Below are 24,860 nucleotides of genomic sequence, written 5' to 3'. Positions count from 1 at the left end.
GGTACAAAGACCAGCATTACTACCTGGAAGGGGCGGCGACGTTTATGGGCGCCATTATCGATCTCAACTCTGATCTCGGGGAAGCTTTCGGCTCATGGAAGATGGGGGATGACATCGCTCTACTGGACATTGTGACCAGTGCGAATGTTGCTTGCGGGTATCACGCGGGTGACGCTAGCGTCATGATGGAGACCTGTGAGGCAGCTGCCGCGCGCGGAATTCGCATCGGCGCACACGTCGCCTACCGCGATCTCGCCGGATTCGGACGACGTCGCATGGACTACTCACATCGAGAATTGCGAGCCGAAACTGTATACCAGATTGGTGCCCTATCGGCATGTGCACGGGCGGTGGGTACCGAAGTTTCCTACGTCAAACCCCACGGTGCCCTCTATAACCGCATCGCAGTGGACGAAAATCAGGCCACTGCAGTGGTGGAGGCGCTCCTGCTCGCTCGCTCCACCTGCGGAGATGGGCTTGCCATTATGGCGCAGCCGGGGTCGGTCATCGAACGGCTCAGCCTCGATGCGGACCTCCCTGTGATTCGGGAAGCTTTTGCTGACCGCGCATACAACTCCGACGGAACGCTAGTTTCCCGAGCGCTCGCGGGCTCGGTCATTGCAGACCCCGATGCCGCCGTCAAACGTGTCATTGCAATGGCCAGTGGGGAACCAATCGCCGCTTACGACGGTTCACTGTTGACCGTGCAGGCTAACTCTATTTGTTTGCACGGAGACACCCCTGGCGCGGTCGAACTGTCCCGTAGGATTCGCCAAGGTCTCGTCGACGCGGGAGTTACCGTCGCTGCCCACGTATAGCGCGGACTCGTACACCGGTCTTATCGACCGCAGTTTTTCAACCTCGCAAGAAAGAAAGGATCAGCACCGCCATGGCCGAGATTCGCCCTATGGGAACAAATGCGCTGCTTATCGACTATTCATCATCGGCCAATCCGTTGGCGAAGGTACTTCGTGCACACTCTGCGGCGGCTGAGATCGAGGGACTCGTTGACAGGGTACCCGCAGCCCAAACGCTCCTACTTCGCTTTCGCGGGCCGGCTCGTCGATACCTCAGCGCAGTCGAAACCGCGCTGCAGGGCAACAATACGCAGAGGCACACCGTCGACAAGCGAAAGACAGTGACGATTCCCGTTCACTATGACGGCGCGGACCTTGAATCCTTGGCACAAAGCCTTGGGATGAGCCCCCAAGCGTTAATTGATTGGCACTGCGAGCGCCCTTGGACGGCCGCGTTCGGTGGATTTGCGCCGGGCTTTTATTACATGGTGCGGGGGAGCGGTCAGGGATGGCCAGAGCCGCTTGATATTCCCCGCCTTGCGACGCCGCGCACCCGAGTTCCCAAGGGCTCTGTCGGACTTGCAGGCCAATTCGCAGGTGTGTATCCCATCGATTCGCCCGGTGGCTGGCAACTCTTGGGGCATACAGATGTGGAGATGTGGGACTTAAATCGGCTCAATCCGGCGCTGCTTGAGCCCGGGGCTGAGGTTCAATTTGAGGCGACTTCTACGGCGAGTGCGGCGTAGAAAAAGGGTGCGGAAGAGATGAAGAATTCTATCGAGATTATTCGACCCGGTATTTTGACGACTATTCAGGATTGGGGCCGTGCTGGGCAAGGGAGCTTGGGGGTGAGTACCTCCGGTGCGTTCGACCGCGAGTCCGCGGCAGCTGCTAACCGGATGGTTGTCAACGAAGAAAACCTCGCTGTGCTCGAATGCGTCGTCGGCGGGTTGGAGTTCCAAGTAGCGGAGGGGGCAATTATCTCCTTTGCAGGAGCCCACGGTGAGGTGACCGTCGAGCAGGATGGCAAGGTCATCAAAACCTCGATGAATAGCCGAATTGTGGTCGGGGCGAAGGCGATTGTGAGGCTTGGTACCTTCGATGCGGGTCTTCGTGGATACGTCGCGATTCGAGGGGGCATCGATGTCGCGGAAGTGTTGGGGTCGCGGTCATACGATACGCTTGGCAAGCTCGGTCCAGCGCCTTTGCAGGCTGGTCAGGTCTTGCCAGTCGGCGACCCGGAGTATTCGACGGGTTCGTCAATCGCAATTTATCCCGCTCCTCATTGGTCGAGCGAGGCTGCCCGTCTTGATGTTGTTCCTGGGCCTCGGGCGGACTGGTTTACGTCGGAAAGTGTCAGTGATTTCTTTCACGAGACATGGACCGTGACGCAAGAGGCCAACCGCGTCGGACTTCGGCTGAGTGGGACTACTCTTGAGCGCCAGGTCACCCATGAGTTGGCCAGCGAGGGAATGGTTCCCGGTGCGATACAAGTGCCCGCATCGGGGCAGCCGATTATTTTCGGTCCTGATCATCCGGCGACGGGTGGATATCCGGTCATTGGTGTGCTGACGGAGCCGTCATTGTCGAGAGCTGGGCAATTGGTGCCCGGCGCGAAGGTAAAATTCCGCCGGGTGCGGGCGGCATAGGTCTGCGGCGTCATCCTGCGCGATGGTGCGCCACAAAGTCTGCCAGCTGTCAGAGTCGCACAGCACTTCGCAGTAAAATCAGCCACCATGATTGAGAGAGCTTCTTTTTCCGACCTCAGTGCGACCGATGCGTATGCCATCTCGGCGCTGCGTACCGACGTGTTCTATCTTGAGCAGTCCTGTGAGGAGCCGGAAATGGATTGGCGCGACCTGGAAGATACCGCAGAGCACTATTTCATCCGCGACGACAACGACTCCCGCAAGATTATCGCGTACTTGCGTGTAATTGACACGCTCGATGAGTACTCGTCGAGCTACCCGCGCACCATCGGCCGAGTTGTCGTCGATGCTGCGAGCCGGGGTAGGGGGTTGTCCTCGAAACTGCTGCAGCAGGTCATCGCTGACCACCCGGATACGGGGCTGATTCTTCATGCCCAGACGCAGGCGAAGGCTGTGTACGCAAAAGCCGGCTTCCATGAGGTCGGGGAGACCTTCATGGAAGCCGGCATTGAGCACATCACCATGGTTCGTGATGCAGCCCGTGGCGAAGCCTAGGAACTAATCGCCTAGGCTCCGGTTTGTACGGCGTTGCTTACTTCGGGTTTAAGCGGTGACCTTCGAATCCGCCAGGATGCGATTCAGGGAGTCGATGCTCGCCTTCGCATCGCCGATAAGCATGTCGGTGTTTTCGTTGAAGAACAGCGGGTTCTGCACGCCCGAGTAGCCCGAACCCATCGACCGCTTGAGAACAATCACGCGCTCAGATTCCCACACCTTCAGTACCGGCATACCCGCAATCGGGGAGCCCGGCTGCTCTGCCATCGGGTTGACGGTGTCATTTGCACCGATGACCAGGGTGACATCCACATCAGCGAAGTCATCGTTGACCTCGTCCAGCTCCAGCACGATGTCGTAGGGAACCTTGGCCTCTGCCAACAGCACGTTCATGTGACCCGGCAGGCGGCCAGCGACTGGGTGGATACCGAAGACCACTTCCTTACCGTCGGCACGCAAATTGCGTACCAGATCGGCGACGGCGTACTGAGCCTGTGCCACAGCCATACCGTAGCCCGGAGCAATGAGAATCTTGTCCGCGTTGCGCAGGATTTCTGCAGTGTCCTCGTGGTTGACCTCAGTGTGGGAGCCTTCCACAGCGCTTGCCGACGAAGCCTCGGAGCCAAAGCCACCCAGAATAACGTTTGCAAAGGAGCGGTTCATGGCCTCACACATGATGTACGACAGGTAGGCGCCGGAGGAACCAACCAGCGCACCGGTGATGATGAGCAGCGGGTTGCCAAGCATGAGGCCGGTGAAAGCAGCGGCCCAACCGGAGTACGAGTTCATGATGGACACGACAACCGGCATGTCGCCGCCACCGATGGCGATGACCAAGTGCCAGCCCAAAAACAGGCCCAAAGCAGTCACAGCAACCATGCATGCCCATGCGATGGCGCCGCCCTCGGTGCCGGTTGCGATGAAGACAGCCAGGAGAACCAGAGTGACCACCAGAATGGCAATGTTCAGAGCATTGCGGCCCGGCAGTAGCAGCGGCGAGCCCTTGATCTTCTCAGACAGCTTCAGGCCAGCGACGATGGAACCAGTGAAGGTCACAGCGCCGATGAAGACGCCAATGTAGACCTCGCCGAAGTGGAACTTCAGGGCATCGGTGTCAACATCTTCGGCGAAGATGTACGAGTTGAAGCCGATGAAGATAGCGCCGAGTCCAACCAGACCGTTGAACAGTGCAATCAGCTGCGGCATACCAGTCATGGCAACGCTGCGTGCGCGGGTGATACCGATGACACCACCGATGCCGATAGCGACAGCGATGAGAATCAGGGTAATCAGCGGGGAGAAGTGAGTATCCGGCTTGGTGTCAGCGGTGACGAGTGCCTGAAAGATGGCAATGACAACGGCGACAGCCATGCCGGCAATACCGAAGGCGTTTCCGCGGCGAGCGGTCTCCGGCTTAGACAGGCCCGAGAGGGCAGAGAGGAACAGGACAGCGGCGACAATGTAGCCGACGTTGGACAGGCGGTAGGTCCAGTCCAGAAGCGAAGCAGTATCAATGCTAGCCATTAGACTTTATGCCTCCTCTTTCACGAACATGCCAAGCATGCGGTCGGTGACGGCGAAACCGCCGAAGATATTGATGGAGCTGACCACGATGGCCGCGAACGCGAGACCGGAAACCAGCAGGTTGGAGCTTCCCACCTGGAGAATCGCACCCACCAGAACAATGCCGGAAATCGCGTTGGTCTCAGACATCAGCGGTGTGTGCAGGCGTGGCGTAACCGCGGAGATCACGTAGAAGCCAAGCACGATAGCCAAGGTGAGAACCATGAAGTTGGCGCTCACGCTGTGCGGCGCGCTGAGCATAACCACAATTGCCAGCAGTGCCGTCAGACCCAGAGCAATCTTCGAGCCCAGGCCCGATCCCATGAAAGAAACCTTCTCCGGCGCATTCTCTTCTAATGCAGCCTGCTGAGCCTGCTGTTCCTGCAGCGGGGCAGCAGGGGTGACAGCGACCTTGATTGGCGGTGGTGGCCAGAGAATCTCAGCTCCGGTAGCGCCGGCACCATTCTGTGGGCGAGCCTTTGTCACCGTGATGCCACGGATAATCTCGTCCTCGAGATTGAGAACTGGAGAGCCATCCTTTTCTGGCGTAATCAGCTTGAACAGGTTGAAAATGTTCTGGCCGTACAGCGACGATGCCTGTGCGGGCAGACGTCCTGCAAGGTCGGTGTAACCGATGATGGTCACCCCGTTGTCAGTGACAATAGTCTTGCCTGGAACGGTCACCTCGCAGTTACCGCCACCGGCGGCAGCCATGTCGACGATGACGCTGCCTGGCTTCATAGCTGCAACATCGGCAGCAGTCAGCAGCAGCGGAGAGCGGCGGCCCGGGATATTCGCGGTGGTGATGACAATGTCAGCTTGCGCGGACTGCTCGGAGTAGAGCTTCGCGGCAGCGGCAGCCTGATCATTGGTCATTTCCTTGGCATAGCCATCTTCGGACTTCTCAGTGGCAGCCGGAATCGGGATGAACTCTGCACCCATCGATTCGACCTGTTCACCGGCTTCAGGGCGCAGGTCTGTTGCCTTGACAATCGCGCCCATAGAGTTGGCGGTACCGATTGCGGCAAGTCCGCCGACACCAGCGCCGATGACGTAAACGGTAGCTGGTGGCATCTTGCCTGCGGCAGTCACCTGACCAGTGAAAAGGCGACCATATGCAGAAGCCGCTTCGACTACTGCGCGGTAGCCGCCGATGTTGGCCATCGACGACAGCACGTCCATCGACTGTGCCCGGGAAATGCGGGGAACTGCATCCATAGCAAGGGCAGTGATGTTGCAGTGCGCGAGCTCTTCGACCAGCTCTTCGTTACGGCCTGGTGCAAGTCGGCTAATCAGCATGGCACCGTCGTTAAGCAGTGCACGGAACTGCTCCGGCGGAGTGTCGAGCGTTACGACGATATCGCTGTGCCAGACAGACTCGTCGACAATGGTGGCACCGGCGGATTCGTAGTCCGCGTTGGTGAACTTTGCAGCCAGGCCGGCGTCAGCCTGCACGGCGACCTCGTAGCCAAGCTTGACGAGTTTGCCGACGGTTTCCGGGGTCGCAGCCACAATTGTTTGCTGGGGATCGGGTTCTAAAGGGATGCCGATTCTCATTGTGGGAGTTCTTTTCTGTTCGGGGGTTTTATTAAGGGCCATGCGCACTCGGTTGTCGGTTAACAGTGAGTGTGGGCGTGGCCGCTTTCTCCTTGGTGCCAATAAGGTATGCGCTGGTGGGGAGGCAGCGGAGGCGTTTGTGGAAAAAGGTAATAAAAATATGTGGGTAACGGTGGTGAGGTGGGTTTTCTGAATTTGCACACTCTTGCAAAGGGGGTAGGAAATGGGGGTGAGGGTGTTAATTTTGAGCGAGAGTGAACATTTGTAGCGGCCTGAATGATTGTTTGAGGGGTGAAGTATGGGGGAGGATATTTCTGTCTTTACGTACGTCGTTACGCATTAGGTAGATTTGTATTCCAAGGTTTTTGGCAAGAGTTAAGGAAAACGATGATTGGTTCACTAAGTGCCGCCGGAAAGACCGTGTTGGCATCCCGCCGAGGGCAGGGGCGTACGTTCTCGAAGGTGGTTGCTCTCTCGCTCGCAGCTGGTGTAGTTCTCAGCGGACAGGTGCCAGCGCAGGCGGCACCGCGCATTGGTCAGCTACCGGACATCACTGCACGCGAAAGCACTATTGACTACCAGAACTCGGAAACCGTGGACAAAATTGGCGGTGGTCTGGTGGATGTCATGGGTGGCGTGAACCGTGTCATCTCCGGTGGCGAAAGTGGCCATATCACCGAGCCGTTCGCCCCAGAGGCGGGGCAGCTGCGCAAGGAGTTCGGAGCGATGGGCTCCCATCCAGTTGCCGCAACCCGCGAAGCAATGCCATGTGATGGTGTCGTCTACACCATCTATAACCGCGTACTGCGGGACCTCCACGGTCTCCACGGCACCACCGGCTGTTATGACGTACTGCCAGAATCGGCCAACGCCTCCCCAGTTGGCGCGCAGCTTATCTACCCGGCGGATATTGACTCCATGGAGTCTGCGCCACTGATGGTTCTCAGCCCTGGCATTGGTACTGAGCCGGGTATGTACGACGCGCAAGCGCGACTCTATGCAAGCCACGGATACGTCGTGGCTCTTGGCTACAACTTCACCAACTGGTTCGCGCCACAGATGGTGCTGGCAGCTTCGGTTGCCGCAGCGGCCAATGAGGACGAGTCCACACCACTTGCAGGCAAGATCGATTTCTCCCGCACGATGTTGGTCGGGCACTCTGCGGGTGGTGGCTCCGCAATCTTCCTGAACAACAGGATGGATAAAGCCTTCCAGGCTGCGGGTATCGATATGGTCACCCGCGGTCTGGTCGCCATCACCCCAGGGCCTTCCGACGCTGGACTAATCTCCACACCGCCGGAGATTCCAAGCCTGGTGGCCATTGCGGAGCACGAGGACATCGTTCCTTTTGATGCGGATCGACGTGGTTACCGCGATGCTGAAGGGCCCGCCTGGGAAGCGGTAGTCACCGGTTCCTACCACGGCACCTACCTGGATGATCCGTCTAAGAATGTGCTTGGCTCGCTGGTGCTGTCCTTTAGTGAGTATGTGCTCGGCGGAACGAGTCGAGCAAAGGCCGTCTATGAGGGTGCTAACTACGGCCTGGCTACTGACTCCGAGCTCAAGGACGTTCAGCGCAAGGGCGTTTAGAGCTGGCTACTCCATCGACTCTGGAATCAGCTTTGCCGCGGCCTCGGCGATTGCCTTACGCTGTGCTTTCGTGAGCTGATTGCCGTTGAGATAGTCGTTGGCCCAGAGTCCATCGGAAATCATTTGGACAACGTAGGCCATGCAGGCTTCCTCATCGGTGGCAATCTGTTCTACCGGCGGATTCCACCGGCGCAAAAGGCGCGTCCAGATCTCGCGCAGCTCCGGTTCGGCGGCAGAGTCGATGGACATGAGTAGCTCGGCCCTTGTTGCTGTCTCCAGCGAGACCTGGAGGTTTGCGCGTAGGCGGTTGGCGGGGGATACCTCCTCCGCAGGCCCACCCGCGGCTTCGATAAGCTCCTCTTCCCATAACTGCGCCATGTGCTCATGGACGCTGCGAATCATGTCTTCGCGGGAGGGGAAGTGGTAAATCAACCCTGATTTACTCATTCCGCATTGAGTTGCGACATTTTCGTAGGTGACCTCGGAAAAGCCGTTTGTCTCGATAATCTCAACGATTGTGTCGAGAATGGCAGTGCGCTTACTCGTGCGCATATTCAGTCTCCTTCGGGTTGCCGCGGAATGCCACCGCAGTCGCAATCGCTGCAATGACAGCAACGACAGCCAGCATAATCAAAATGGCCAGGTAGGAACTGTCGAGGCCGGCGCGGGCGCCGTCGTTAAGCGCTGGCGTGTGAAGTGCATCGGTGAGTGAGATGCTGGCGTCGACAGGCGTGAACAAGGCGTAGAACATGGGTAGGAGGCTGCCTGTGATTGCGACGGTGATCAGTGTGCCAAATTCGTAGGACACGGATTCCATCGCCGCCGCCATGCCGGCCTTTGACCTTGGGGCTGAGCCGATAATCGCGGTCGACGACACCGACATCACAGAACCTGCGCCCGCGCCGAGCAGTATCAGTCCTGCGATCATGAGCGGGAAATTGCCCGAGGAAACACCGTAGTACATGCCTGCCAGGCCGATGGCGTTGAGGAGGAATCCGCCGGTGATGAGTGTGCGGAAACCCACTCGATGCAGCACCATGCCGCCGATGACACCAACTGGCAAGGACGCCAGTGCCGCGGTGGCAACTAGCAAGCCCGCATCGAGTGGTGTGTATCCGACGGAAATCTGGAAGCGCTGCGTCGTCATCAATTCGGCGCCTGCCAGGACAAACATGGCAAGCGCGGCTGCCAGCACGCCACCGGAAAACATCCGCGAACGGAAGACGGAGAAGTCGATGAGGGGTTCAGTGAGACGTGCCTGACGACGCTGAAACAGTACCGCGCCCACTAGCCCGCAGGCGATAGCCGCGACGATGACGGTGGAGGAGTGATGACCAGCGAGTTCCTTAATGAGCGAGACCAGGCCCAGCATGGCCAGCATCGCGTAGAGGCTGGTGAGAAAATCCCAGCGCTTGGCTGGGTTGGGCTGATTCGGCGGAGCAAAAATCAGCGTGCCAATGATTGCGAAAACTACTACAGGGATATTGATAAGGAAGATTGAGCCCCACCAGAAGTGCTCCAATAAGAAACCGCCAACGACGGGGCCAGCGGCGGCACCCAGTGTTGCCGTGGCAGACCAAATGCCAATAGCTGTGGCAAGTTCACGAGGGTGGTGGAAGGTCTCACGTAGCAGTGCGAGGGTCGCCGGCATCATGGTCGCGGCGCCCAGTCCTAGACAGCCGCGGGCGATGACCAGCGCCCAGGCGTGCGGCGCAAAGGCCGCGGCCAGGGAAGAGAAGCCAAAAATTGTCAGGCCCACAAGAAACATCTTGCGGTGACCGATGCGGTCGCCCAGGGTGCCTGTGCCGAGGAGGAGTGCGGAGATCACCAGTGGGTAGGCGTTGATGATCCACAGGCCCTCTAACTCGGTTGTGTGGAGCTGCTCGCGCAGAACCGGCAGAGCAGTGTAGAGCACCGAGTTATCTATGCCGATGAGTAGTAGGCCGGCGCTGATGATAGCGAGGAAGATCCACCTGTGGGTGACTGAAGTGGGCGGATTAGCCCTCGTGGAAGCGGCGTGGTCAGTACTTGTCATTCCAGTAACTGTAACGAACGTTCGGTTTAGTTACAACCTCTAAAGGGTGCTGATTTAGACCTAAAACTTCAAGAAAAGTAAGCCGATCCCGCCCAAGGAGCCGGTGAAAAAGTGTCTAAGTTGCAGGCGTTGTTGAGGTGCGAATTCACGGACGCCGTTCGATCCCCCGTGGCGCCCGAGCGGGTAAAAGTCAGCATGAACGCGCTGACTTTATGCTCGGAGGCTTACGCGCTGACTTTACGCTCGGACGTTGTGGCCAATCACCGCCGGGATAGTAATGGGTGCATCCCCGAAAAGCTCCTTCTGGTATTCGTTCTGCTCGAAAGCGCCAGCATCGTTATCCCTGATCGTGGCCACGTTTGTCAGTTTGCGTGCCGACGGTGCGGAACCCTTTTGGAGCAATCCACCACGGCTGCCCGCAGTGGTGGCCGCGAAAGCCCCTGCGCCACGGTTTCCAGCAGCGGCGCCCGCGGTTCCGCCAGCAGCACCCGTAGCTCCGGTAGCAGTACTGTTGCGCGCACTGATTAGGGAATTCATCAATCCACTTCCGCGCTGTCCAGAGCTATTCGAGACGGTTGGCAAGGCAGAACCAGCGACCCCGGGACCCAAGCCGGTTCCCATCCCGCGACCCGCTGTCGGCGCTGGCATACGACCGGGACTCGAAGCCGGAAATCCCGAGGCCGGGGGACGGGGGCTTGAGTTTCCAGAATACGGCAGTGCCGGGATATTGCCCGCTGGTGTGAGTCCCGCAGTGCGTCCTGCACCGAGGGAGCCAGCCGGCCGGTTGCCGTGAACTCCGTAAGGCGAAACTCCTTGCGGTGATGAGCGTTGAAGTGGGGTGCTCGCCCCCGAAGGAGCGACCATGGCTGGATTCGCCGCATTCGGTTGAGCCATAGCTGATTTACCGGTCGGGGATGTTGGCGAGATTGTGGAGCTCGTTGGGCTGCTAGGTGATGCGGGGTGCACAGGGGTAGCAGACGGATTAGTAGGGTTCGACAAAGTCGAAGCGCTCGGTTGCAAGTGCGAAGGAGCGGAAGGGCTCGCGGTTGTGGATTGCGGTGTCGGAGAATCCGGAACAGTTGAGGTGGCACCAACTGGTGTGCTGGCGGCCTGCATGCTTCCAGTCATCCCCGCAGGCGAAAGGCTGAACTGGCTAGTTCCAGAACGCCCGGCGACTGTGGCCCCAACGGACACCTCGGCAGTCACACCACTTCCCGCATCGGCAGAAACCAGGTTAGGAATTCGGGGAATAGCTGTCTGTAGCTGTGCGGTATACGGACCAGAGAGAAAGGCTGCTACCTCGGCCTGTTCAAAAGCCTTTTGCGCGCCAGGGTTTGGGAGTGCCTTGGATTCGGCTTCGATCGCTGATAGTGCATTGACGGCCATCGCTTTCACAGATGGCAATACGGCAAGGTGCCCGGCCATGACCTCCGATGCGGTGGCGATGCTGGTAGCGCGTGCGGCCAGACCTTTCATTGTTGAGTCAGCAGCAGAGAAGACAGCACCGCTGTTGCTCGACACCAAGCCGGATGAGATGGAGGTTAGATTGCTGGCCAACGTGGTCATAGTGTCGGCGAAGTTGTTCCAGTAGGCGATTGCCTCGGCTACGGCACCGTCATTTGTCGAGGAAAACATGGATAGTAGGGACTTCGCATCGAGACCAAGTTCCGCAGAAAGAGTGACTGGCGCGAAAGTGAGACTTCCAGCTTCAAACATCGGCCGACGCTGAAATACACCGCTTGTGCGCGCTACTTCAGCAAGGGAAGCGCCGTCACCATTGAACGGGTTAATGCTTCGAAGAATCCGATTCATGGTGGATTCGTGCTCAGTGATCACGCGACGGAAGTCAGCGAGATTCGTTTGCGCCCAGGTGAGTTGTTTGCCCAGAGACAAGCCGACGGCGGCAGAGCTTCCTGAACTGCCGGAAATTGCGAGACTGTGTTCTGTCGCCACCAGCTGGAGTGACGGAACCTGTGAGTAGCCGGCCAAGTTGGGCTGCATAAATCTGGAACCGCTTGCTAGAACATTCGTAATACTGAACTTCTGAATTGCAGAGTCGATTGTTGGAATTACGGCATGCATCATGATTCTTCCCCCAAGTAATCAATTAACAGCTCATTTACGGGAGCGCATCGTCGGTGCTGTGGGTCAGGGCTATCTTGTCCGGTTGTGTCGATAACGAATCCGAGAGCCCCTTGTTCTGTTTCGACAGAAGCAATACAGGCAGAGCTTCCGAGCGGTTCTGTTTGAGTGAATGTCACCCAATTGAAAATTCCTTCGTGATGAGCCAAAGGCTCGGCACTGTAGCGCTCGAGTTGCGAGTGAGCGACCGCGGCATGCCAGATGCTCAACAGGCCGGAAGCGTCGGATTCGATAACGCAGCCAATCTGTTTATTACCTTCGATTCGGCCCTCCATGTACGTCTGCTCCCGGAACCCCAGCCTGTCGAGGCGCCCCATAATCTCAGGGTCGTCACACGGATTGGTCAGGACGAATTCGGGTGCGTCGTAGTTGTAGTGCCCATCGGGACCAAGTGGAGCATCACCGGGCTCCGGCGGATTGTTGGGTGGAAGCACACCCGCGGGTAACGTCACGCCCGAGTCAGTAGTGATGGTTGTCGCATTGTCGCCGGCAGGCTGAACGTCTTTGCCGGATGCCTCGGTCGATGCGCAACTAGTCCCCGTTATTCCCCATAGAAGTGCTGACAGTAGGGCGGCAGTAGTCGCCTTTTTCAATTTTCCCTCCCCAAAGAATTTGTGTGAGAAAGATATAACACCGCGGTCGTAATTGCGCTTGCTGAGAAGCCGAAAAAATAGACCGGCTGTGGATAACTTTTAGGGGTGTGGACAACGCGGTCGCCGTGCAAAACGACGCCTCTGCGTAGCCACCACCTGCACCTTTGGGGTGCGTTCTCCGGGGCGTCGTTAAGCGTTGGTGGACAGCGCGGGTGTAATGACCGAAGTAATCCGAACGATTGGTTAGACTATGAGGCGCATTACAAAACCACGGGAGTGCCAACCGAAATTCCGGCACTGAGAGGACGCTAGGGATCGAGCGTCGACCGGACGAACCTGAATCTGGGTAATACCAGCGTAGGAAAGGGATGTGTTGCTTCATGGCCGCACGTGTATCTGTATCCGCTCCGCCGAAAGAGGGCGAGGTTACAACTGGCCCGATTTACCGCAGCAACAAGCATTACGACGAGGTTGCGTTCAGCAACGATTTCGGTGAGGCGAACCTGCGCATTCCAGTCCGTCGAATCAACCTGACGGACGGTACTCACTTCGATGCGTACGACACCTCGGGTATTTACACCGAGGAAAACCCGGAACTGAACCTGAAGGAGGGGTTGGCTAAGACTCGTGACTCTTGGCCGAAGGCTCCGGCAGTGCCGGCGGTTGCAGGCTCTGAGGAGGCCCCGAAGGTCAAGACGCAGCTGGCATGGGCCCGAGCGGGAATTGTCACCCCGGAGATGGCATTCATTGCCGCTCGTGAAAATGTGGATCCGGAAGTTGTTCGCGAAGAGGTTGCTGCGGGGCGTGCCGTGATTCCGGCCAACCACAAGCACCCGGAGACCGAGCCGATGATTATTGGCAAGCGCTTTGCCACCAAAATCAACGCCAACATTGGTAACTCGGCTGTGACTTCGTCCATCTCCGAAGAGGTGGAGAAGATGGTGTGGGCGACCCGTTGGGGCGCGGACACCATCATGGATCTGTCCACCGGTAAGGACATTCACGAAACCCGCGAGTGGATTCTGCGTAACTCCCCGGTGCCGGTTGGTACGGTGCCGATTTACCAGGCGCTGGAGAAGGTTAAGGGTGACCCGGCCAAGCTGACCTGGGAAATCTACCGCGAAACCATCATTGAGCAGTGCGAACAGGGCGTGGACTACATGACCGTTCACGCGGGTGTGCTGCTGCGCTACGTGCCACTGGCCGCCAACCGCGTTACCGGCATTGTCTCCCGCGGTGGTTCGATTATGGCCGCATGGTGCCTCGCGCATCACCAGGAGAGCTTCCTCTACACGCGCTTCGCTGAGCTGTGCGACATTCTGGCACAGTACGATGTCACGTTCTCCCTCGGTGACGGCCTACGTCCGGGCTCCATTGCCGACGCTAACGATGAGGCCCAGCTGGCTGAGCTGCGGACCCTCGGCGAGCTGACCAGGATCGCCAAGTCCCGCGGCTGCCAGGTCATGATTGAAGGCCCAGGCCACGTTCCGATGCACAAGATCGCTGACAACGTGAAGTGGGAAGAGGAGTGGTGTGAGGAAGCTCCGTTCTACACCCTCGGCCCGCTGGCAACCGACATCGCACCGGGCTATGACCACATCACGTCGGCTATCGGCGCGGCAATCATTGCGCAGGCTGGTACCGCCATGCTCTGCTACGTCACGCCGAAGGAGCACCTGGGTCTGCCGAACCGCGACGACGTCAAGGTCGGCGTGATTACTTACAAGATTTCCGCGCATGCCGCTGACCTGGCAAAGGGGCTGCCGCGCGCTCAGGAGCGTGACGACGCGCTGTCGAAGGCCCGCTTCGAGTTCCGTTGGCATGACCAGTTTGCACTGGCTCTGGATCCGGACACTGCGCTGGATTACCACGATGAGACCCTGCCCGCAGAGCCGGCAAAGACCGCGCATTTCTGTTCCATGTGTGGTCCGAAGTTCTGCTCCATGCGTATTTCCAAGGATGTGCAGGACTACGCGAAGGAACACGGCCTGGACTCCGTTGAAGCTATCGAGGCCGGCATGGCTGAGAAGTCCCAGGAGTTCACTGATCAGGGTGGTCGCGTCTACCTGCCGATTACCGCGGAGTAATTGGTTGCGTCAAAGCTGCTGAAGCAAGCCGCGGTCGAGCTCTATTGGGCTTGGCCGCGGTTTTCTTTTGCTCTCAACCATTTCTTCCAATCCCAGCGTTGAGACTCAAACGGGGGTGGATAAGGCGCGCCTTAATAAATGCGTTAGGTGAGCCTAATATGCAGGTGTACATTGCTTGTATGCACAGTCTGAAGTTCTTGACTTTCGATCATTCCCACCGCCATCTTGCGGGGGCTCACGAAACTCGCCTTTCGTCCGGCTCCGAATCATCGCCCGTTGGAGAAGGCAAGCGTCGACCGGTGAGGCAGAGTGCGCGCAGAGGTGTTACTGCGGTTTCGCTGTCCGGCGCCATGGTCCTTTCAGCGTTTGTGTCCCCAGCAATGGCTGAAACTGCGAAGCCAATCGTGCCAGACAACTTTCCCAATGTGATTAATCCAGCGGAGAACTTCCAGCCGCAGGATCCGCAGTATGTCGAATCCCCGGAAGTTTCTGTCACTTTTGAGGACGGCACACCAGCTGAAGGCGCCACAGTTCATCGCGGCGATGTTCTCATTGTTCGCGGCAGTGGTTTTAATCCGTCGGCCAACCGTGGTGGTTACCCGCTTCCAATTCCTCCGGGTGTGCCCAATGGCGTTTACGTTCTCTACAGTGCGTTCCCAGACTCCTGGAAGCCAAGTGAAGGTGCTCCGTCCTCGTCGCGGAAACATCCGCACGACAACATTGCCTGGGTCACGCCGGCTGGAACTCTCGAGGCGATACCGAACCAGGGCGTCGACATGCGACGTTCTATCGCTCGTCAGGCTACCCCGATGACAGATGACGGCAGCTTTGAGGCTCGCATTGTTGTTGACCCGCCAGAGACCCCAGCTGGTGAAAACTGGGGCATTTATGTTTACCCGGCAGCCGGCTCCATTAATGAGGCCGAGGAAATCTACATCCCGTTGAATTATTCGGATGCTCCGGGCAAGAATGCCCCGGCTCCCTCCAGCGAGGATTTAGTAATTTCTGTATCTGCGCTGGAGAAGGTATTCGGCGCACTGGGTGGTGGCGTCACTGCCAAGAACGGTGCCCTAGAGCCTGAGGCCGGTGTCGTCTCATTCACCCGCGACAATGACAACAGTGATGTCGAAGGGGAGAGCTACCGCGGAGAAGTTCACATCACCGCGAAGTTCAGTCTGGTTCATGTGGTCGTTCGTAATCCGCGCATTGAGGAAGGCCCGACCGGAAAGATTATTACGGCAGAGGTCTCGCAGGGCTACGATGTCGGCCCGGATGAGATGGAGCGCATGCCCATAGCCGCCGTGGTCGACAGCGATGGAGATCAGCTGATTACGACCATCGGCACTATTTCACAGATTCGATAGTCCTCCGGCCATCACGGCCGCCAACTGTCGTCCTCCTGGCACTTTGTTCAAAGTAAGCCGTCATACCTTGTGGGTTCTTGCGGGGTGTAACCACTGCCGTATTGGAATCACTACATTAGATAGAGGCGCTTACCAGCGATGAGGAGGAACGTGGGACGGCATAGTCAGGCAGAAGGACCTGTGTCACAGGATGGCGCATCGTCACAGGCTGCGGAGTCGCAACGTGCTGCTGCGAAGTCTCGGTCACAGGTCTCGCGAAAAATGCGGGCTCGCAAACCCAGTCAGACCCCCGCGCTGGCGCAATCGCCTGTGATGAGCTGGCCTCTTATTCTGGTCTCGCTGCTCGGTGGTCTTGCCTCGCTGTTGGCCTGGAATGGTCGTACTCAGCCGGACGATTGGGCTTCGCTCTGGGTAGGCGGGCTACTTATGGACAGGGGACTTGAGTCCCATCTTTATGACGCCGATCCAATCGATTTCACTGCCATGAGTGGAGAGGTCTGGCCACGCCTGGCGCAGGAAGTGTCTGCGCCATTTACGCATCCCTTTGTGCAAAACCCTTTGTTCGCAAAGGCTCTGGGAGTGATATCCCACGTCATGAGCTTTGAAACCTCGGTTGCTTGGTTGCTGTTTCTCTCCGGAATGGCCGTCGTGGTCCTCGTCGTAGCTTCCTACCACCTGTGGTTTCGGTCCACCATGCCCTGGGGTATCGCAGCGCTGGTTACCGCATGCGTATTCGCTCTGCCGACCACTATTAATTCGTTCTGGATCGGTCAGACGACACCGCTGATCGTCGCGGGTGTCGCCTATGGTCTTGCTGCCTCGCACACTCGTCCTTGGCTCGCGGGCATCGTGCTCGGCATCGTCGCATCCATTAAATTGACTCCGTATGCGCTCATCGCTGTGATGCTCTTTTTCGCTTATCGACGGCGCGCAGCCCTCTGGTCGCTGGCCACCACGGCGGTACTGGCGGTCTGGATGTTTATCCGCGTTGATATGGCGGTGATTTCGGATTGGATTGATCGAATCGGCGACATTGGTTCATCGGTCTTGGTCGGCGGTGCGAATCAGTCGTTGGCGTCGACTTTAGCCACAGACCTGGGAAAACCTGATTTATTAGTAACAGTGGTTCGTGATTATCCGAGTCATGTGAAAACGATTCCACTGTGTATTGCGCTTGGCGTGGTGTTGATGGTCACGGCAGTTGCGTGGTTGAACTCGGTCTACCGGTTTGAATTCCTAATCACGGGCGCGTGGCTTATTGCAGCCACATTCTCATCGATTCTTTGGACCCATTACATGTTGATGCTGGTCACGTCTGTGTTCGGTTTGGTCGCCATGGCGCGGACCCGATTGACCAGACAGTGGCCGTATATCGGTATTGCGTTGCTAGTGGTCCTGCTGACGTTTCCTGTGACAAACCCGATTGCTGCTACGCCATATACCGGCGGATTTATGTATTCGGGGATTACCGCGATGCTCTTGACGCTGGCATTGATGCTAGTTATTGGTGGCTGCCACGCGTTTGCGGTACATCGGTATGGCGATGGTGATACAGGCGAGGTTGGACCTGGTTTTGGCAGTGAATTAGCTGCTGTGGAGACGTTGAAATTTCCTCAGCCAGAGCCAATGGTCTTATTCGACTTGAGGAAGCGCTAGATTTAGCGGCTCAGCATAGAGACGATGTCACGGGGAGACATGTCGCTGTAGATCTCGTTCCGGGTGCTCTTAACCTGGTGGCCGAAGTGGACTGCGTTAGCGTCACTGCTGGTGTCGCGGGCAAGAGCCTCGCGCAGCGGCTGAGAGAAGAAGGCGCGCTTGGTAGTGAAAGAACGGGGGAACAGGTTTTCAAGGCTCACGGTATAAACCCTTTCTGTGGTCGGAATCCGGTCGGGACTCCGGTTTGAGAGTTTCTGTATTCAAATGGTTTTCTTTGATGCGGTTGCCACTATATGTCTGAATATGCCCGATATCGAGTTAAAACGGGCAAAAGTGACTAAGCGGATACCGTTCCCAACATGAAAGCTGCATCACACTGTGGACCGGCTTAATACTCGGTCGCGGTCAGTTGTGGGCTCCAATACAGTTGTGCCCTCCAATACAATGAAATGCGGAATCAAATTTGAAGTAGGAGTTTGGCTATGGCTATTTCTTCGGCACTCACCCCTGAGTCTCCGGATTCGGCGGATACCTCGGACGCGGCATCGCGCAGCGTTCCGGCGGCAGCGCTCAGTCACGTTGAGGATCTAATTGATTTTGTGGCTGCGTCGCCAAGCTCATTTCATGCGGCACAACAGGTCGTTGACCGTCTGAGTGCAGCCGGTGCCACGGTCGTCGACGAGCACGAACAGTGGCCAAGCGAACCCGGTGCCTACGTCCTGCGTCGCGATGGCGCTGCCGTTGCTTGGATCGTCCCGGAGGCACCGGCTGCCGATTTGACCGGTTTCCGTATTGTGGGTTCCCACACGGATTCGCCCGGTTTTCGTGTGAAGCCCAACGCGCGCACCTCCGCCGCAGGCTATGCACAGGTCGCCGTCGAAGTCTATGGCGGCGCGCTGTTGGGGAGCTGGACCGACCGCGAAATTGAGTTCGCCGGTCGTGTAATTGATAAAAATGGCAATGAGCACCTTGCTCGCACCGGCCCGGTCGCGCGTATTCCGCAGTTGGCTATCCACCTCAATCGTGCGGTTAACGAAGAGGGGTTGAAGCTCCACAAGCAGAATCACACTGCACCGATTATCGGAATGGATACCTTCGGCACCGATGTGCACCAGGTCATCGCCGATGCTGCGGGACTGTCTATCGACGACATCGTCGCCTGGGACCTCATTTCCTTCGACACTCAGCAGCCGCGCACCTTCGGTGCTCACGATGAGTTCCTGGCTTCAGGTCGACTCGACAACCTGCTCAGTGTTCACTCATCCCTGGTCGCCTTCGAGGCCTTGCTCCGCCAAGACTGGAGCACGTCAACCACTATCCCCGTCATGGTGGCTTTTGACCACGAGGAAGTCGGGTCCGCCTCCACCACGGGCGCTGCAGGGCCACTGCTTGCCGACGTTCTGTCCCGCATCGCAGCGGCCACAGGCGCTGACCTGGAACGCACCCAGCAGCTTTACCGCGGTTCCATCTGTCTCTCTGCCGACGGCGCACACGGTGTGCACCCGAACTATGCAGGTGAACACGAGCCGGGGCACCAGCCGGAACTCAATGCTGGCCCAGTGCTGAAGATCAATGCCAACCAGCGCTATGCCACCACGGCGGCTGGTCAGGCCGAGGTTGTCCGAATTGCAGCGGAAACCTCTAAGCGCATTGGCCAGGAAGTGCCGGTGCAGTATTTTGTCTCTGCGAACCACAAGCCATGCGGCTCCACTATCGGCCCGATCACTGCAACGCGACTGGGTATCGACACCATCGATATCGGAGCTGCGATGGTCTCCATGCACTCGGCGCGTGAGATGTGCGGCACGATTGATCCATGGTGGTTGGCAGAACTCACCGTGGATTTTTGGGGTGCCGGAAACTAGCAGCTCGCTGGCAGCGCTTAAGCCACCTCTAGCAGGGGAGATGTCGGGGCGCTGTGGCCGTCGTGAAGCGAAAATGGGTGAGGGAATTTCCGTAGCTGCTCGTCGTGGAGTCCATTTTCTGTCATGCTATGAACCATGACTGATGCTAACGACACCCTGCCGTCGCACCGCCTTGAAGTACCCATCGAAGAGGCGGTGGCATGGCGTCGCCAACTGCACCAGAATCCGGAGCTGAGCTTCCGGGAGTACCGGACCTCGGACATGATTGAGGATCTGCTCAACCAGTGGGACATCCCGACGTACCGGTTGACCCCGACGTCCGTAATTGGCGTCATCGAGGGCACAGCAGGCGACCCCAGCACGGGCCGTGTGATCGGCTACCGCGCGGATATTGACGCGCTGCCGATACAGGAGGAAACGGGACTGCCGTACGCCTCGCGCACGCCGGGTGTGATGCACGCCTGTGGTCATGATGTTCACACGGCGATGCTGCTGGGCACTGCGAAGGTGCTTTCCGGAATGCGCGATCAGCTGCACGGCAAGGTGCTGTGCATCTTCCAGCACGCCGAAGAAATGCTGCCGGGCGGGGCTCGTGAGCTGGTCGACAAGGGCGCCGCCGATGACTTAGATGAGGTCTATGCCTTCCACGTCGCGCCGCATCCGGTGGGGCATGTTGGGATTTGCGCTGGGCGAGTGACAACTATGTCGGGCATCGTCTCCATCGCGATTCGTGGCCGTGGCGGGCACTCCTCGAACCCGCAGCTGTCGATTGACCCGGTGCTCATCGCCAGCGAGGTGACTCTCATGCTGAACACGATTGTCTCCCGCGATGTGGATCCGAAGCACATGAACATTGTCAATGTCGGCTCACTGCATTCAGGTGAGGCCGGCAACGTGATTCCGGATACGGCCAACCTGGAAGTGTCCATCCGCTCGGTGGATGAGGCCGACTGGGAGATTGTCTGCCAGCGTATCGAGGCCGTCGTCAACGGCGTCTGCCAGGCTCACGGTGCACAGGCGACTTTCGACTGGCAGATTCCGTACCCGATGGTGGTCAACGCCGACATTGCGGTCAATCGTGCTTGGCATGCGGCGACGAAGGCGGTTGGCAAGTCCAAGGTGTTCGCTGCCGATCCGTGGGCTCCTTCGGATGATTTCTCGTATTTTTCCCGTGAAGCGCCGGGCTGTTACATGTTCCTCGGCACCGGTGGCCCGGAAGCGGGTAATCCCTTCTTTCTTCACAACTCCAAGTTTAAAATTGTGGAGAGAGCCATGGTCAGCGGCATGCGCACGGAAATCCAAATCGCGCTGGATGCACTGAACCCGTCGAAGAGCCAACCGCCGGAGCGCCCTGTCGCATCTCCGACCATGCCCGCAGCAGGTTCCGTGCCTCCACGGCCGCGGAATGCAGGCCTTGGCACGCCGAAGTCGCATGCGGGCCAGGCGCGGGCGTCGTCAAGCGAATCGGCGGGGGAGACCTCACCGACCCCTGAGGCTGCGACGGCACCAGATAATTCCAATCAGCCTCAGGCACCTAGAGAGGATGCATAGGACAATGTCCACTACCCCCAACGCCCCTGATAAGACGCTCGCTGCCGCCGCACCTGAGTGGACGAAGTGGGCGATTGGATGGCACGTCTATCCACTGGGGTTTGTGGGAGCGCCCATCCGTGAGAAGGATCGAGGCGCCGCGCCGGTCAATCGAATTCGCAAACTGATTGACTGGCTTCCGTACGTCCAGAAGCTCGGGCTCAACGTCCTTCAGCTGGCGCCAGTATTCGAGTCGACTAGTCACGGCTACGATACCGAGGACTACTACCGCATTGACTCGCGCCTGGGCACCGAAGAGGACATGAAGGCCGTCATCGAAGCTGCCCATGAGCGCGGCATCAAAGTGCTTTTCGACGGCGTCTTCAACCACATCGGGTCAGAGGCACCCGCGCTGAAGACCGCGAAGGAAAACCCTGACTCTGAAGAAGCGCAGCTCTTTGCGTTTACGCACTCAGATGGCGACATGACCGCGCCGGTGTTTGAGGGCCATGAGAGTTTGGTCGAATTCGATCACACCAGTGACGCGACTGTTGATTTTGTCGTGAACGTCATGAATTACTGGCTGGCGCGGGGGATTGATGGCTGGCGCCTGGATGCGGCCTACGCAGTGGATCCACAGTTCTGGCACAAGGTTTTGCTGCGAGTGCGTGCTGAGCACCCGCACGCTTTTATCTACGGGGAGGTCATCCACGGCGACTATGCGGAGATTGTGTCGGTGTCCGGCATGGACTCGGTGACGGAATACGAGCTGTGGAAAGCGACCTGGTCGGCGCTGAAGGAGGAAAACTTCTTCGAGTTGGACTGGACTCTGAAGCGCCATAACACCTTCGCGGAGTCTTTTGTGCCGGTGACGTTTGTGGGAAACCACGATGTTTCACGCATTGCGACACAGGTAGGGGCCGACAAGGCCGTGCTGGCGGCAACGGTGCTGTTTACCGTGGCCGGTGTGCCACTGATCTACTACGGTGACGAACAGGGCTATACCGGTCTCAAAGAGGAACGCATCGGCGGTGACGACCAGGTTCGTCCAGTGTTCCCGGATAGTCCGGAGGAACTCTCTACGCTCGGCGAGGCTCTCTACCGCTCCTATCAGCAGCTCGTTGCGTTGCGCCGCCGATTCCCATGGCTGCACTCCGCTCGCGTGGAGACTGATGAATTGCGCAATGGTTTCCTTCGCTACCGCGTGATCGCGACCGATGCGGCGCTCGTGGACGATGCTGCCGGGGCCTCGGGTGAGGCTGGAGTTTCCGGCGAGATGCCCTCGCTCATTGTCGAGCTGAACCTGGAAAATGGCGCAACCAGCGCGGTAATCCGTGATGGTGACCACGTGGAATTTGAGTTTTCCTAGGCTCTCATCGTGGCTCTAGGCTGCCCCCCAGAGAACCAAAACCGCCCGGACACCATGGCCGGGCGGTAATTCTTTCGCGCCCCATCGATGAGTGGGCACAAGGGGTAGTGACTGCGTTTCTGTTTGCTAACTACCTCGGTTTTCGCAGTTTCAATTATTGAATCTGCAGTTACATCTCTGCGGTCTCAGCAGGAGTCATCTCGTCGGAGGGTGCCGGTGTGGTGGCCTTCTGCTCGAAGGTCTCCGACGGGTTGGCCTGGTCGCCGACCTTTACGTCCGAGTCAACCTCGTTCGGGGGAGAGCAAGCGACCAGGGCTGCTGCGGCAATGGCGGATGCGGCGATAGCGCCGGCGATGCGGTTACGCATGGATGTGGCTCCTCTGTCGGAAAAACAATAGCTACAAGGGCTAATGAACTTTTCTCACATTATCTTAAAGCAATATCTTAGAGGATTCTTAACGGCTTGCGGGAACCAAGGGGCCAATCGCCCCCGCGCCGATGCATAGCGTTGCCCCCGGAGTCGCCTTTTCCACATCGACACGGAGAGTATTTCCGCCACCGTTGAGGTACGCATAGCGTGGCCGCAGATCGTTGTTCATCTTCACGACCGTGGAACCAGCGCGGGTTTGCTCTTCAGTCTCGAAAGGATTGGGTAGCGACAGGCGCACATCCATGTCCTCAGAGGCGGTGGCCGGGAACTCAAGCACCCAGTCACCGAGCTTGATGATGTTCTCAAGCTTGATGTCCTCCGACGCAGTGCCGTCCTCACCAACTGTGATGTGATGGCCACACTGCTCGACAGGGCCATCGGTGACCCGGGTGATCTTGGAGACCTTGGCGTCGATAAGCGAACCGTCGGTATTGAACATGCGTGGGTGACCGGTGACGCGCTCAAATGGTGGGCGATCGGCGACCGCATCAAACACGCGCGAGTACATGTTCATCGGAGCGGCGACGGGCACGAGAATCTCGAAGGGGACGGGCTGGTCAATGAGGTTGTAGTCGATCGCCTTGTCGGGGCCAGCGGCGTCGGCCTCCTCTCGCAGCGCGGACAGCGACGCCTTGGTGTTGCCGATCCACTCCATTGCGATGTCATCAGACCAGGCATTGCGGTAGGTAACCACGGAAATCGAGGAGGTGACAGCCAGTGCGACACCCAGCGACCAAATCAGAATGTGCGTACGAGCCGGTAGCAGAGCCGGCGCCTCGTCCTTTGGCGGGAGTCCCGCCAGGGAGATCGCGACACAGATAGCGATTACGAGCGCGACATCAGAGTAGTAGTGCAAAGTGTGCGCCAGCACGCCGGAGGTGTTCTCTCCCGAGCGGAACAGGGTGATGGCGAACAAGGTGGTGAACATGTACGCCACCGATAGCGTCCACGGAGCCCAGCCACGGTAGTCGCGGCCAATGAGGGTGGCAGACAGAATCAACAGAATAATGCCGCCGAGAGTAATCAGCTGAGACGAAGCGGAGGCAAACGGCTGTCCCGGGGCCCAACGTTCCCAGCTTGTTGGCCCGCCGATGATGCCGGCAAAAATCTGGCCGAGGCCGTTGAAGAACAGTTCGGGCTGTAGCTTGTCAGAAATGAAGCCGGTAGTTTCGGCGGGGCCGAAGTAGTACCACAGTGCCCAGGTGCCGGTCAGCAGCATCGATGGGATCCAGATGACTAGGCCGCGACGGAGAACCTGCAGGATATTGCTGCGCTCCATGTAAGCCAAAGTGATGACAACCAGCATCGAAATCGGTGCGATAGCCAGGGACTTCTCAAAGAATCCCAGCGCCACTGCCAGCAGTACAAACAGACCAGCGGCTTCCCACGGGCGGGGGCCGAAAGAACGACGCATAGTGGTGCGAATAGCGACAATCATGAAAACCACGAATGCCAGGTGGAACGGCTGGGAATTGGCCGCAGCCGACCACCAGGTGTCTCCCGGAAGCATCAGCGGAGTCCAGGCGACGACCGTGATGAGGAAGAGCGACACCAGCGTGCGGCCAGTGAGAAGCTCAAAGAGCTTAGTGGTGGCGTATGTCAGCGCTACCGACATCACGGCCATGGTGATAGCCGGCAGCCACCAGTTCCACGGCGCAATGAGGTGATAGAGGCCTTGCACCAGGAAGGCCAGTGGTGCAAGGTGCCCGTCGTGATCCTGAAGCAGGTAGTCCTTGCTCAGCAGCGAGGTGTCGTAAAGGTGGCCAACGATGATGAAGTCATCCCAGTAAAAACCATGGCTAGTCAGAACCAGAATGCGAGCGACAAGCTGTATCGCAATAACAACTCCGATGAGTGGCCACCACTGCTTCGCAGACAGGTCAAGTCTCTCGCCCCACGTCAATGAGGGCATGTAGTATGGGCGAGAACTTTCCTGCTCAGCGGTGTTGTCAGCACCAGGGAACTCGGCAGTTTTCACTGCGGAATCCGCGGCTGTCCTCTCATCGCCGACTGTCGGCGGATGAGGGGTTTGGGCAGTTGGGGTATCTCCAGTAGATGACCGCTCGGCTTTAGTCATG

General features: G+C 58.3%; 20 protein-coding genes and 1 riboswitch. Of the genes, 11 read left to right on the top strand and 9 right to left on the bottom strand.

Translation table 11 applies throughout. The features are described from left to right. Positions 1-44 precede the first annotated feature (44 nt). From HMPREF2860_RS04645 to HMPREF2860_RS04630, 4 genes are all read left to right on the top strand, one after another. A complete protein-coding gene (locus HMPREF2860_RS04645) occupies positions 45-818 on the top strand; it encodes a LamB/YcsF family protein (RefSeq protein ID WP_038628238.1) in 774 nt (257 codons plus the stop codon). A gap of 71 nt (positions 819-889) precedes the next feature. Next, positions 890-1,543, top strand: coding sequence for a 5-oxoprolinase subunit B family protein (locus HMPREF2860_RS04640; RefSeq protein ID WP_038628241.1), 654 nt, complete (start codon positions 890-892; stop codon positions 1,541-1,543). 18 nt (positions 1,544-1,561) lie between these two features. Then, positions 1,562-2,446: a 5-oxoprolinase subunit C family protein gene (locus tag HMPREF2860_RS04635; protein ID WP_038628245.1), complete on the top strand. Its 885-nt coding sequence runs from the start codon at positions 1,562-1,564 to the stop codon at positions 2,444-2,446. Positions 2,447-2,533: 87 nt separating this feature from the next. Next, positions 2,534-3,001: a GNAT family N-acetyltransferase gene (locus HMPREF2860_RS04630; RefSeq protein WP_038628248.1), complete on the top strand. Its 468-nt coding sequence runs from the start codon at positions 2,534-2,536 to the stop codon at positions 2,999-3,001. 48 nt (positions 3,002-3,049) lie between these two features. On the opposite strand, the gene HMPREF2860_RS04625 is transcribed toward HMPREF2860_RS04630, so the two are convergent. Then, entirely contained in the window at positions 3,050-4,525 is a 1,476-nt protein-coding gene (locus tag HMPREF2860_RS04625) for an NAD(P)(+) transhydrogenase (Re/Si-specific) subunit beta (protein WP_038628251.1), read from the bottom strand. 6 nt (positions 4,526-4,531) lie between these two features. After that, positions 4,532-6,121 carry a Re/Si-specific NAD(P)(+) transhydrogenase subunit alpha gene (locus HMPREF2860_RS04620; RefSeq protein WP_038628253.1) on the bottom strand — a complete coding sequence of 530 codons (1,590 nt, stop codon included), beginning with the start codon at positions 6,119-6,121 and terminating at the stop codon, positions 4,532-4,534. Positions 6,122-6,508: 387 nt separating this feature from the next. Between HMPREF2860_RS04620 and HMPREF2860_RS04615 the strand changes: the two genes are divergently transcribed. After that, entirely contained in the window at positions 6,509-7,711 is a 1,203-nt protein-coding gene (locus HMPREF2860_RS04615; RefSeq protein ID WP_038628255.1) for an alpha/beta hydrolase, read from the top strand. A gap of 6 nt (positions 7,712-7,717) precedes the next feature. Here HMPREF2860_RS04615 and HMPREF2860_RS04610 read toward each other — a convergent pair whose 3' ends face one another. The 4 genes from HMPREF2860_RS04610 to HMPREF2860_RS10870 all read right to left on the bottom strand — a co-directional run bounded on the left by HMPREF2860_RS04610 (position 7,718) and on the right by HMPREF2860_RS10870 (position 12,481). Continuing rightward, the gene (locus HMPREF2860_RS04610; protein WP_038628259.1) at positions 7,718-8,263 is read right to left on the bottom strand and encodes a TetR/AcrR family transcriptional regulator; all 546 of its coding nucleotides are present in this window, start codon (positions 8,261-8,263) and stop codon (positions 7,718-7,720) included. Then, positions 8,250-9,746 carry an MFS transporter gene (locus HMPREF2860_RS04605; protein ID WP_038628262.1) on the bottom strand — a complete coding sequence of 499 codons (1,497 nt, stop codon included), beginning with the start codon at positions 9,744-9,746 and terminating at the stop codon, positions 8,250-8,252. Before HMPREF2860_RS04605 ends, HMPREF2860_RS04610 begins: the two co-directional genes overlap by 14 nt. A 237-nt stretch (positions 9,747-9,983) precedes the next feature. Then, a complete protein-coding gene (locus tag HMPREF2860_RS04600) occupies positions 9,984-11,831 on the bottom strand; it encodes a hypothetical protein (RefSeq protein ID WP_070628626.1) in 1,848 nt (615 codons plus the stop codon). Then, on the bottom strand, positions 11,828-12,481 hold the full coding sequence (locus tag HMPREF2860_RS10870) for a hypothetical protein (RefSeq protein ID WP_083309501.1): 654 nt from the start codon (positions 12,479-12,481) through the stop codon (positions 11,828-11,830). The genes HMPREF2860_RS04600 and HMPREF2860_RS10870 overlap by 4 nt, the downstream gene beginning before the upstream one ends. 260 nt (positions 12,482-12,741) lie before the next feature. Then, a riboswitch (TPP riboswitch) is annotated at positions 12,742-12,863 on the top strand. On the opposite strand from HMPREF2860_RS10870, the gene thiC reads away from it, so the two are divergent. From thiC to HMPREF2860_RS04580, 3 genes are all read left to right on the top strand, one after another. Next, positions 12,862-14,568 (top strand): phosphomethylpyrimidine synthase ThiC, encoded by a 1,707-nt coding sequence (gene thiC, locus HMPREF2860_RS04590; RefSeq protein WP_070595825.1) that lies wholly within the window; start codon positions 12,862-12,864, stop codon positions 14,566-14,568. Its footprint overlaps the riboswitch before it by 2 nt. 380 nt (positions 14,569-14,948) lie before the next feature. Further along, complete coding sequence (locus HMPREF2860_RS04585; protein WP_224784255.1) at positions 14,949-15,932, top strand: HtaA protein; 984 nt, start codon at positions 14,949-14,951, stop codon at positions 15,930-15,932. A 180-nt stretch (positions 15,933-16,112) separates the two neighbouring features. Continuing rightward, positions 16,113-17,588 (top strand): glycosyltransferase family 87 protein, encoded by a 1,476-nt coding sequence (locus HMPREF2860_RS04580; protein ID WP_239392940.1) that lies wholly within the window; start codon positions 16,113-16,115, stop codon positions 17,586-17,588. A gap of 2 nt (positions 17,589-17,590) precedes the next feature. On the opposite strand, the gene HMPREF2860_RS04575 is transcribed toward HMPREF2860_RS04580, so the two are convergent. Next, positions 17,591-17,788, bottom strand: a complete 198-nt coding sequence (locus HMPREF2860_RS04575) for a hypothetical protein (RefSeq protein WP_049180842.1) — start codon at positions 17,786-17,788, stop codon at positions 17,591-17,593. Between the two features lie 282 nt (positions 17,789-18,070). On the opposite strand from HMPREF2860_RS04575, the gene HMPREF2860_RS04570 reads away from it, so the two are divergent. From HMPREF2860_RS04570 to HMPREF2860_RS04560, 3 genes are all read left to right on the top strand, one after another. After that, positions 18,071-19,453 carry a M18 family aminopeptidase gene (locus HMPREF2860_RS04570; RefSeq protein ID WP_070595824.1) on the top strand — a complete coding sequence of 461 codons (1,383 nt, stop codon included), beginning with the start codon at positions 18,071-18,073 and terminating at the stop codon, positions 19,451-19,453. 135 nt (positions 19,454-19,588) lie between these two features. Continuing rightward, complete coding sequence (locus HMPREF2860_RS04565; protein WP_049180840.1) at positions 19,589-21,004, top strand: M20 metallopeptidase family protein; 1,416 nt, start codon at positions 19,589-19,591, stop codon at positions 21,002-21,004. A gap of 4 nt (positions 21,005-21,008) precedes the next feature. Next, positions 21,009-22,352, top strand: coding sequence for an alpha-amylase family protein (locus tag HMPREF2860_RS04560; RefSeq protein WP_070560616.1), 1,344 nt, complete (start codon positions 21,009-21,011; stop codon positions 22,350-22,352). A gap of 169 nt (positions 22,353-22,521) precedes the next feature. Here the strand turns inward: HMPREF2860_RS04560 and HMPREF2860_RS04555 are convergent, their stop codons facing one another. Then, positions 22,522-22,719, bottom strand: coding sequence for a hypothetical protein (locus HMPREF2860_RS04555; protein ID WP_038628285.1), 198 nt, complete (start codon positions 22,717-22,719; stop codon positions 22,522-22,524). 88 nt (positions 22,720-22,807) lie between these two features. After that, a complete protein-coding gene (locus tag HMPREF2860_RS04550) occupies positions 22,808-24,859 on the bottom strand; it encodes a DUF2339 domain-containing protein (protein ID WP_070560617.1) in 2,052 nt (683 codons plus the stop codon). Position 24,860 lies beyond the last annotated feature (1 nt).

The organism is Corynebacterium sp. HMSC064E10 (assembly GCF_001812505.1).
Taxonomy (GTDB): Bacteria; Actinomycetota; Actinomycetes; order Mycobacteriales; family Mycobacteriaceae; genus Corynebacterium; species Corynebacterium amycolatum.
This window is presented reverse-complemented; position numbering and strand designations above follow the sequence as displayed.